Genomic DNA, 8455 nt, shown 5'->3' with positions numbered 1-8455 from the left:
CTCTCAGCCCGCCCCACCGCCACCCGCGGACGGCGACGCCCCCGAACCGGACCCCGGCCCCGCCAGGGGCCCCTGCACGGGCCCGCCGTAGTACCCCGAATACCCCGACCAGTCCGGCTCCACATCCCGCGGCCCGAACGCCGCCGTCAGCAGCAGATGGATCCCCATCGCCGCGAACGGCCAGGCCAACACCGCCACCCACACCGTATGCAGCTCCAGCGGAGCGTCGAACGTCACGCCCTGCCCCGCCTCCCGGGCCCGCCCCACCACGTCCGACGACGGACCCAGCCAGATACCGACCCGCCAGGCGATCAGCGAGGCGAGCAGCGCGCCCAGCGCCAGGCCGACGACCACGAGGACGCCCCCGCGACGCAGCCGCCAGAAGACGAGGGCCGCCGAGAGCACGCCGAAGCCGATGGCCAGCAGGACGAACGTGCCGTCCGCCCCGATCGCCTCCTCGCCCTCGCTGTTCTTGAGGAAGACCGCCGTGTCGTCGGAGACCAGCGGAACGCGCGGCGCGAGCCACAGCCACAGCAGCCCGAGGGCGATGCCCGAGACCGCGACGAGGACGGCGACGACAGCGGCCTGACGGAGCTCCGTGGCCGTGTCCGGGTCGTCCGGCGCCCCCCGGGAGGGCACGAGGTGGGAGCCCGAGGGCGGGGCCTGCCAGGGATCGTGGGGGCCGGGCTGGTGAGGCGGCGTCAGAGGTGCGGTCACCGTGCCATCGTGCCAGGCCACCCTGTGCGGCGCCTCACCGGATACCGCACCCGTGCTCGACGGCCCCGGGGCGCTACCGTACGGCGGCCCGCCGGTACGCCCATGTCGCCACGGCCAGCGAGAGCACCCCGACCGCCGCGCAGATCGCGAGGAAGAAAGCGATGATCCCCCAGTCCGGGCGGGCGTCGAAGGACCGGGCAAGCGCCTCGACCCCGTACGTCGACGGCAACAGGTCGCGCGCCCACCCCACCGGCTGCGGCAGCCGCTCGGCCGGCAGCACCCCGAGGAGCAGGGCCGCGGACATCCCCAACTGGCCCAGCAGGGTCGCCAGCTCCGGGCGCGGGGCGAGCAGCCCGAGGGCCGCGCCGAGCCCGGCCAGGGCGGCCCCGGAGAGCGGGACGACGGCGACCAGGACCCACAGGTGCGTCATCGGCAGCTGGAACAACACGCTGCCGGTGATCGCGGTGAAGACCGTGCCGGGCACGGTGAACGAGGCGTACGCGGCGGCCACCCCGAGCACCACCGCGGCGGGCGGCACGGGCAGCGTGGCGTAGTGGTCGAGTCCGCCGCTCGCCCGCAGCTGCCCGAAGTACTGGGCGAGCAGATTGAGCGCGACGAACGCGACGACCAGGACGCTGGATCCCGCGACCACGGCGCGGGCCTCCGCGCCCCCGTCCACGACACCCCGCATCAGGATCATGATCCCGACGGACTGGAAGGTCGCCACGAAGAGCAGCGGGATCCGGGCGACGCGCGCCCGGGAGAGCTGGGCGCGGTAGACAGCGGCCAGCGAGGGCAGCAGCCGGGCGCGCGGGGCGAGGGGCGCCGTGACGGTACAGGCGGGACCGGTGCCGGAGGGACCGGGCGCGGGCCGGGTACGCGTCGCCGCGGTCCTGGCCGGAATGATGCTCGTCACCTGAGGCCGCTCCCCTTAGACACATCCACCACGTCAAACACGTCCAGCACATCCAGCACGTTCGGTCCGGGGAACGCGTCCCGCCCGTCGAGTACGTCCGCCGCGCCCGGCGCGTTCACGTTCCCGACCACACGTACACCTCTCACGCCTTCACCAGCCCCTCGGTCGCGTCGCCGGCGTCTCCCCCGAGCGCGAGGTAGACATCCTCCAGGCTGGGAGTGGCCAGGGTGAAATCGTCGAGCGCGGCGAAGGCCGCGCCGCCCGTCACCGCGGCGACCGCGGCCCGTGCCTCGTCCGGCCCGAGCCGCAGCACCCAGCGCCGTCCGGACTCCTGGGCGGAGGCCCGCAGCGCCGCCACCTCGGGGACGTCCAGCGGGGCCCGTTCGCGCCAGACGAGCTCGACGCGGACCTCCCCGGCGACGCGTTCCTTGAGCCCGGCGGGGGTGTCGCAGGCGATGACCCGGCCGCGTTCGAGGACGGCGACCCGGTCGAGCACGGTCTCGGCCTCGATGACGTTGTGGGTGACCAGCAGGACGGTGGCCCCGCGCTCCGCCCGGCGGCGGTCGACGGCGGCCCAGACGGCGCGGCGGGCGACCGGGTCCATGCCGGTGGTCGGTTCGTCGAGGACCAGGACGGGCCGGTCGCCGACGAGGGTGGCGGCGAAGCAGGCGAGCCGGCGCTGGCCGCCGGAGAGCTTCTTCAGGGGCCGCCCGGCGATCGCGGTGAGGCCCAGCTCCTCCAGGACGGCGTCGCGCTCGGCGCGGGCGCCCTGCGCGGAGAGGCCGCGCAGCCGGCCGGTGGTCTCGGCGGCGAGGGAGACGGTCAGCTCGTCGAGGGCGGTGGACTCCTGCCCGAGGTAGCCGATCAGCCGGGAGGCCCGCTCGGGGTGGCGTACGAGGTCGTGGCCGAGCACCTCGACGTTGCCGGAGTCGGGCCGCATCAGCCCGGTGAGCTGCCGGACCAGGGTCGACTTGCCGGCGCCGTTGGGGCCGAGCAGTCCGAAGATCTCGCCGCGCTCGACGTCCAGGCAGATGCCGTCCGTGGCGCGGACCTCGGGCGTCGCGGGTGCGCCCCGGCGGCCCCGGGTCGCGGGGTAGGTCTTGACCAGATCGCGCACCGCGCACACGGTGCCGGTGTCCCGCTGCGCCTGTGCTGTGCCCGTACTCACGAGGTATGAGGGTACGGGGTCACATGCCCCGGTTCGCGCCCGGGGCCACCCCGCGTCGCCGCCCGGGCGGCCGGCGACTCCCCACTCCTACTCCCCCGCCGGTACGTGCTCGGCGGCGGCCCGTACGTCGATCTCCCGCCAGAAGCCGGCCCGGATCGCGTAGCGGTCGTGCTCGTCGATCTGGTCGTCCTTGTGGGCGAGGAGTCCGAAGCGGGCCGCGTACCGCAGGAGTTCGCCGTCGATGCGGTGCGGGATGCGCGGGTACATGGTGGAGAGTTTCTGCAGGTGGACGCTTTCCGGGAGGCGCTCCATCCAGCGGCGGGCGAAGACCTGGCCCACTTCGAAGGGGTCGCCGCCGACGGTGGTGATGTCCTCCTCCCGGTCGGCCCAACGCTGTTCGGCGCTGGTGACCTGGGCGAGGGTCGGCAGGGACGCGGTCTCGGCGGGCTCGCCGAGGGGGCCGCCGCGCTCCACCCACCCTTTGTCGGAGGACCAGCGCAGCGTGGCGCTCGCGGGCTGGGCCGGCTGCTGGCGGTCCGGGTGGGTGGCGTGGGCGCGCAGCGCGGCCAGGTCCTTGGGGGTCGGCACGCCTTTGTGGCCGGTCGTGGGCGTGCCGGTGGCGGCGGGTGCGCTCTCGGCCGGATCCGGTGCGCTCGACCGGGCGGCGGCGGCCTGGGCGGCCTCGGAGGCGCGTTCGGCGGAGGCGGCGAGGGCGGCCTCGGGCAGCGGTGCGGAGAGGATCGCGGCGATCTCGGGGCGGGTGGCGGGCTGCGGGGCGCAGGTGCCGCCGAGGTCCTTGGCGCGTACGGCCTTGGTGATCCAGGCCCGGTCGAGGACGCGCCGTTCGTCGGCCTCGGCGACGAGGTCCTCGGACTGGTTGTAGTCACCGTCGGCGGCCTGGACGGCCCAGAGGTGGACGGCGACCCCGTGTTCCTTGGCGGACATCAGGCCGGGCAGCAGATCGCCGTCGCCGGTCACCAGGACCACGTCGGAGCAGGCCCGGTTCCTGGCCAGTTCGGTGAGCTCGGCGTGCATGGCGGCGTCGACGCCCTTCTGGGCCCAGCGTCCGTCGCTGCGGGTCAGGGCACCCAGCCGTACGGTCACCCGGGGCATCACGCGGAGCCGGCGGTGCTCGGGCTGGGGCACCCGGTCGGGGGCGCCGTCGAACCAGTAGATGCGCAGGAGGGGCTGCTGGGTGTCGGCCTCGGCGCGCTCGCGCAATCCCTGGATGAGGGCGGCGTGGTCGACGGTGATGCGGGAACGGGCGGGCTCTCCGGCCAGCAGACTCGCGGCTGCGCCCAGCAAGTAGCCGGCGTCCACCAGGACGACGCAACGGTCCACGCGTTCCACCCTCTTCCAGAACTCGGGAACGGTTCAGCGGCCCGTTCCTCGATGACCGGGTCCGCTTACCCAGGGTTTCCTTCGAGTCTGCCCGACCGCGCAGGGGTTAACGGCCGGAACTGGATCATCGGCGTGGCGGATCCGGAAAGGAAGCGGAAAAGGAAGGAAGAAGGTGCGCGGAATCGGGGGCACCGCGGAAACCACTACGCACGGTAATGATCCAACATGCGGTGTTTGCGGTGCCATGTGAGTCTGACAGCGGTCCTGGCCCCCCAGGATTCCCCACAGGAGGCATTCACCATGGCCAAGAACAAGAACCGCAAGCAGGGCAGCCAGCACGACCGCGCGTCCGCGTCGGAGCGTAGCGCGGAGCAGGCCAAGTCGACGGCGTACGAGTCGCAGAACCAGCCGCAGGCCCAGGCCCAGGGCAGCCCGTCCGACGTGGCGCGCAAGCATCAGCGACGCTTCGGCCACAACTGACCCGTCGGCCGCTTGCGGTAGTGAGTAGTGACAGGCATTGAAGACAGCGAGAGGGGCGTCCCGCATCGGCGGGGCGCCCCTCTCGTCGCTCTCCGGGTGATCCGCCCGGGGCTCAGCCGGCCAGGCAGGACGGGCCGAGCAGCACCTTCAGGTCGCCGAAGAGCGCCGAGTCGGCCTTGACCCGGTGCCGGTCCAGGCGCAGGACGGTGGTCTTGCGGGGGCCCTGGAGCTTGATGCGTACCTCGGTGTCGCCCCGGTGGTGGCTGAGCACCTCGCCGAGCCGGCTGACCATGGGCGGGGTGATCTTCACGGTGGGGATGGTGAGGACGACGGGCGCGTTGGTCCCGGCGTTGGAGATGTCGGGGACCTGCATCTCCATGGCGACGAGCCGGGGCACGTCCTCGCGCTTGTCGAGGCGTCCCTTCACGAAGACGACGGTGTCCTCGACGAGCTGGGTGGAGACCAGCTGGTAGGTGGCGGGGAAGAACATGCACTCGATGGAGCCCGCCAGGTCCTCCACGGTGGCGATGGCCCAGGCGTTGCCCTGCTTGGTCATCTTGCGCTGGAGGCCGGAGATGATGCCGCCCACGGTGACGACGGAGCCGTCGCTGTAGTCCCCGCCGGTGAGCTGGGAGATGGAGGCGTCGGCCTTGTCGGACAGCACGTGCTCCAGGCCGAAGAGCGGGTGGTCGGAGACGTACAGGCCGAGCATCTCCCGCTCCTGGGCGAGCAGGTAGGCCTTCTCCCACTCGACGTCGGAGAATTCCACGTCCAGGCCGAAGCCCGGCTCGCCGCTCTCCTCCTCGCCGCCGCCGAAGAGGTCGAACTGTCCCTCGGCCTCCTTGCGCTTGACCTGCACCACGTTGTCGATCATCGGCTCGTGGTGGGCGACGAGGCCCTTGCGGGTGTGGCCCATCTCGTCGAAGGCGCCGGCCTTGATCAGCGATTCGACGGTGCGCTTGTTGCAGACGACCGCCTCGACCTTGTCCAGGAAGTCGGGGAAGCTGCTGTACTTCCCCTTCGCCTTGCGGGACCGGATGATCGAGTCGACGACGTTCTGGCCGACGTTGCGGATGGCGGTCAGGCCGAAGAGGATCACGTCGTCGCCCTGGGCGGCGAAGTTGGACAGCGACTCGTTGACGTTCGGCGGGAGCACCTTGATGCGCATGCGGCGGCACTCGTTGAGGTAGACCGCGGACTTGTCCTTGTCGTCCTTGACCGAGGTCAGCAGGGCGGCCATGTATTCGGCGGGGTAGTTCGCCTTGAGGTAGGCGGTCCAGTAGGTGACCAGGCCGTACGCCGAGGAGTGCGCCTTGTTGAACGCGTATCCGGCGAACGGCACCAGGACATCCCACAGCGCCTTGATCGCCGCGTCGGAGAACCCCTTCTCCTTGGCGCCCTTCTCGAAGAGGACGAAGTTCTTCGCCAGCTCCTCGGGCTTCTTCTTGCCCATCACGCGGCGCAGGATGTCGGCCTCGCCCAGTGAGTACCCGGCGACGATCTGGGCGGCCTTCTGGACCTGCTCCTGGTAGACGATCAGGCCGTAGGTGAGGCCGAGAACCTCCTTGAGGGGCTCCTCCAGCTCCGGGTGGATCGGGGTGATCTCCTGGCGGCCGTTCTTGCGCTCCGCGTAGTTCGTGTGCGAGTTCATGCCCATCGGGCCCGGCCGGTAGAGGGCCGAGACGGCGGAGATGTCCTCGAAGTTGTCGGGCTGCATCTGGCGGAGCAGGGACCGCATGGGCCCGCCGTCGAACTGGAAGACGCCGAGCGTGTCACCGCGGCAGAGCAGTTCGTACGTCTTGGGGTCGTCCAGCGGCAGGGAAAGCATCTCCAGGTCGATGCCCTTGTTGGACTTCACCATCTTGATGGCGTCGTCCATGATCGTCAGGTTGCGCAGGCCGAGGAAGTCCATCTTCAGCAGGCCGAGCGACTCGCACTGCGGGTAGTCCCACTGCGTGATGGTGACGCCGTCGGTGTGCCGGACCCAGACGGGTGCGTGGTCGACGATCGGCTCGCTGGACATGATGACGCCGGCGGCGTGCACGCCCATCTGCCGGACCAGGCCCTCGACGCCCTTGGCGGTGTCGATGACCTTCTTGACGTCCGGCTCGTTCTCGTACATCCCCCGGATCTCGCCCGCCTCGCTGTAGCGCGGGTGCTTGGGGTCGGTGATGCCGTTGAGGTCGATGCCCTTGCCGAGGACGTCGGCGGGCATGGCCTTGGTGAGCCGGTCGCCCATCGCGTACGGGTAGCCCAGCACGCGGGCGGAGTCCTTGATGGCGTTCTTCGCCTTGATCTTGCCGTACGTGCCGATCATGGCGACCTTGTCGGCGCCGTACTTCTCGGTGACGTACCGGATCACCTCGACGCGCCGACGCTCGTCGAAGTCGATGTCGACATCGGGCATGGAGACGCGCTCGGGGTTGAGGAACCGCTCGAAGATCAGCCCGTGCTCGATCGGGTCGAGGTCGGTGATGCCCATGGCGTACGCCACGATCGAACCGGCGGCGGAGCCACGGCCGGGGCCGACCGCGATGCCGTTGTTCTTGGCCCACATGATGAAGTCGGCGACGACCAGGAAGTACCCCGGGAACCCCATCTGGATGATGATGTCCATCTCGTACTCGACCTGCTTCTGCCGGTCGTCGGGGACCCCGTTCGGGAAGCGGCGGGCCATGCCCCTCCGGACCTCCTCCTGGAACCAGGTGATCTCCGTGAAGCCCTCGGGGATCTCGAACTTCGGCATGAGGTTCTTCGCCTCGAACATGCCGGTGGTGTCGATCTGCTGGGCGACCAGGAGGGTGTTGCGGCACCCCTCCTGCCAGGCGTCGGAGGAGTCGACGGCGTACATCTCGTCCGTCGTCTTCAGGTAGTAGCCGGTGCCGTCGAAGCGGAAGCGGTCGGGGTCCGAGAGGTTCTTGCCGGTCTGGATGCAGAGCAGGGCGTCGTGGGCGGTCGCCTCGTGGGCGTACGTGTAGTGGGAGTCGTTGGTGACGAGCGGCGGGATGTTCAGCTTCTTGCCGATCTCCAGCAGCCCGTCGCGGACCCGGCGCTCGATCTCGATGCCGTGGTCCATCAGCTCCAGGAAGTACTTGCCCTCGCCGAAGATGTCCTTGTAGTCGGAGGCCGCCTGCACCGCCTCGTCGAACTGGCCGAGCCGCAGCCGGGTCTGCACCTCGCCCGAGGGGCAGCCGGTGGAGGCGATGAGCCCCTCGGACCACTGGGAGATGGTCTCCTTGTCCATCCGGGGCCACTTCTGGAGCCAGCCCTCGGCGTACGCGTCGGAGGAGAGCCGGAAGAGGTTGTGCAGCCCCGTCTTGTTGGACGCCCAGATGGTCTTGTGGGTGTAACCACCGGAACCGGACACGTCGTCGCGCTTCTGGTGCGGCTGTCCCCACTGCACCTTGCGCTTGTGCTTGCGCGACTCGGGGGCGACGTACGCCTCGATGCCGATGATCGGCGTGACGTCCGCCTTCTTCGCCGAGTGGAAGAAGTCGTAGGCGCCGTGGAGGTTGCCGTGGTCGGTCATCGCGATGTGCGTCATGCCCATCTCGTTGGCCGCCTCGAACATGTCCTTGAGCCGCGCCGCACCGTCCAGCAGCGAGTACTGGGTGTGAACGTGCAGGTGCGTGAAGGGCGGCTTGGTCACGGCGTCGGGCCTCCGGGAAGTCGGGCGATGACGGACGGGGGGACAGCGTGGAAGTCTACGACGTGACGGAGTCGAACGACGGGCACTCCCGGCTTCCGCCGAGCGTTGGAGAGGGCGGAACACGTGTCCGTTTTGTCATGCACTCGGTCACATGGATCCACGGCTCGATCCCATACGCCAGCTA

General features: G+C 70.5%; 7 protein-coding genes. 1 reads left to right on the top strand and 6 read right to left on the bottom strand.

Going from position 1 to position 8455, the window contains the following annotated elements; all coding sequences use genetic code 11:
* Nucleotides 1–3 precede the first annotated feature (3 nt).
* From D3105_RS11625 to D3105_RS11610, 5 genes are all read right to left on the bottom strand, one after another.
* Complete coding sequence (locus D3105_RS11625; RefSeq protein ID WP_118903095.1) at nt 4–738, bottom strand: ABC transporter permease; 735 nt, start codon at nt 736–738, stop codon at nt 4–6.
* A gap of 52 nt (nt 739–790) precedes the next feature.
* The gene (locus D3105_RS11620; RefSeq protein WP_118903092.1) at nt 791–1633 is read right to left on the bottom strand and encodes an ABC transporter permease; all 843 of its coding nucleotides are present in this window, start codon (nt 1631–1633) and stop codon (nt 791–793) included.
* Nucleotides 1630–1764, bottom strand: a complete 135-nt coding sequence (locus D3105_RS35725; RefSeq protein ID WP_276311818.1) for a hypothetical protein — start codon at nt 1762–1764, stop codon at nt 1630–1632. Before D3105_RS35725 ends, D3105_RS11620 begins: the two co-directional genes overlap by 4 nt.
* A gap of 11 nt (nt 1765–1775) precedes the next feature.
* Complete coding sequence (locus D3105_RS11615) at nt 1776–2759, bottom strand: ABC transporter ATP-binding protein (RefSeq protein ID WP_118903101.1); 984 nt, start codon at nt 2757–2759, stop codon at nt 1776–1778.
* A gap of 129 nt (nt 2760–2888) precedes the next feature.
* On the bottom strand, nt 2889–4151 hold the full coding sequence (locus D3105_RS11610) for an NYN domain-containing protein (RefSeq protein ID WP_206272710.1): 1263 nt from the start codon (nt 4149–4151) through the stop codon (nt 2889–2891).
* 291 nt (nt 4152–4442) lie between these two features.
* On the opposite strand from D3105_RS11610, the gene D3105_RS11605 reads away from it, so the two are divergent.
* Complete coding sequence (locus tag D3105_RS11605; protein ID WP_018957500.1) at nt 4443–4622, top strand: hypothetical protein; 180 nt, start codon at nt 4443–4445, stop codon at nt 4620–4622.
* A gap of 112 nt (nt 4623–4734) precedes the next feature.
* Here the strand turns inward: D3105_RS11605 and dnaE are convergent, their stop codons facing one another.
* Nucleotides 4735–8271 (bottom strand): DNA polymerase III subunit alpha, encoded by a 3537-nt coding sequence (gene dnaE / locus D3105_RS11600; protein WP_118903088.1) that lies wholly within the window; start codon nt 8269–8271, stop codon nt 4735–4737.
* Between the last annotated feature and the right edge of the window lie 184 nt (nt 8272–8455).

The sequence above is a fragment of the Streptomyces globisporus genome, from assembly GCF_003501885.1.
GTDB classification, from domain to species: domain Bacteria; phylum Actinomycetota; class Actinomycetes; order Streptomycetales; family Streptomycetaceae; genus Streptomyces; species Streptomyces globisporus_D.
The sequence above is the reverse complement of the archived record's forward strand: the minus strand, read 5'-3'. Positions and strand labels throughout refer to the sequence as shown.

What these genes read in the sequence shown, in the direction of transcription:
- D3105_RS11605 (WP_018957500.1), top strand. Translation starts at nt 4,443, where the DNA reads ATGGCCAAGAACAAGAACCGCAAGCAGGGCAGCCAGCACGACCGCGCG.